General features: G+C 68.4%; 1 protein-coding gene. It reads right to left on the bottom strand.

The window, feature by feature from the left end; translation table 11 throughout:
- Positions 1-253: 253 nt before the first annotated feature.
- On the bottom strand, positions 254-1,684 hold the full coding sequence (locus AC1D01_RS33310) for a DUF1501 domain-containing protein (protein ID WP_477873752.1): 1,431 nt from the start codon (positions 1,682-1,684) through the stop codon (positions 254-256).
- Between the last annotated feature and the right edge of the window lie 43 nt (positions 1,685-1,727).

The following is a 1,727-nucleotide window of genomic DNA, read 5'->3' as shown; positions in this document are numbered from 1 at the left end:
GGCGGTGGGGGAAGCTCTGCATGGCAAAGCGAGGCGTTCAACAGGCAGGTCGCAACAACAATGACCCCTGCGCGGGTCGTCGTCTTCATCGTCGGAATTCCGGAGAGCGGTGGATCGGACCGCGTCGCCACAACTCTGAAGGGACTGCTTCGACGGCGCGTTCGTCGGATTGGAAGAGAACCCGACGAACGCCACAAGCCTCATCGTCCGCCCATCACCCCGCGTTGACGATTGTTGACAATATCCCTCGGCATCACACGAACCCCAGCTTCGTCGCGCTGCCGAAGTTCGCCAGGTTCGGCAGCACCGTGCGCAGCTGTGCATCGCTCGCGCCGAACCAGCCGAGCATCGTCGCCGCGTACTGGTCCACCGACGAGGTGGGGATCCAGYGGCCCTGCTGCTCCCAGGTGTCGACGCCGACATCGTTCGGCCCGCCGAGCGCGAGATCCGGGTAGCTGCCGTAGCCGCGCCCGCCCTTCACCGCGCCACCGACCACGATGTGGTGGTTGCCCCAGGCGTGGTCGGTGCCCATGCTGTTGTTCGGCACGAAGGTGCGCCCGAAATCGCTCTGCGTGAAGGCCGTCACCGATTCGCCCAGGCCCAGCGCCTTCATCGCGCGGTAGAAGGCGCCGAGCGCATCGCCCAGCTCCTTCAGCAGTTGTGCGTGCTGGCCATCGGCCGGGCTGCCGTCGACGGCCTGGTTGCCGTGCGTGTCGAATGCGCTCATCTGCGCGAAGAAGATCTGCCGGTTGCCCTGCACCGTCGCGTTGCCCGACACCAGCTTCGCGATCTGGTACAGCTGGCGGCCGAGGCCGGTGCCGATCTTGCCGCCCGAGATCAGCGGTGCGAAGGCAGTGTCGATCGCGGCCGTCGCGCCCGCGCCGCCCGGCACGATCTTCACCAGGCCCGAGAGCCGGTCCGACACGTTGAAGGCATCGCGCTGGATCGCCGTGTAGGCGTTCGCGAGCGCGAGCTCCTGCTGCTCGAGGTACATCGCGTCGATGGCCGCCTTGCGTTCGGCCTTCCACGCGACCTTCAGGTCTTCCGGCTGCATCTCGTAGGCGCCGAAGGTGTCGCCCGGCGTGTTCGGCAGCACCAGCGGCGTGTGCGTGCGCGAGATGCCGAAGCGCGGCGTGCCGCTCAGCGAGATCACCGGGTTCGCGGTGACCAGCGCGTCCGAGGCGCGACCGCCCCAGCCGGTCGGCTCGAGCGAATCGCCGGTGCCGTTCTCCCACAGGTACTGCTGGTCGGAGTGCGAGTACAGCGAATCGGGCAGCACGCCGACGCTGGACGACGCGGCGCGGAACTCGGCCTTGGTCAACGGCTTGATCAGCGGGCCGACGTTGAACACCGGCGCGATGTGGCCGTCGTCGGCCGCCGCCTGCAGGCCGGCCAGCGCCGGGTGCAGCCCGTAGGTCATGCCGGCGAGCGGCACCAGGCGGTTGCTCGGGATCGCCAGCCTGGCGCGCACCGCGGCGTACTGGTTGTAGCGCGCCGCATCGGTCGGCACAACGGTGTTCAGGCCGTCGTTGCCGCCGTACAGGAAGATGCACAGCAGCGCCTTGTAGTCGGCGGCATACGCGGGCTTGGCGCCCAGCAGGTTGCCGAGCGTGCCGGCACCCAGCGCGGTCGCGAGGCCCAGGCCGGAACGCGCGAGCCAGCGCCGCCGGTTGATCAGGATCATCGGTTCAGTCTCGAAGTTCATGTCGGTTGCTCACGTTTTGCGC

It is taken from the genome of Rhizobacter sp. P3_B12 (genome assembly GCF_056402895.1).
This window is presented reverse-complemented; position numbering and strand designations above follow the sequence as displayed.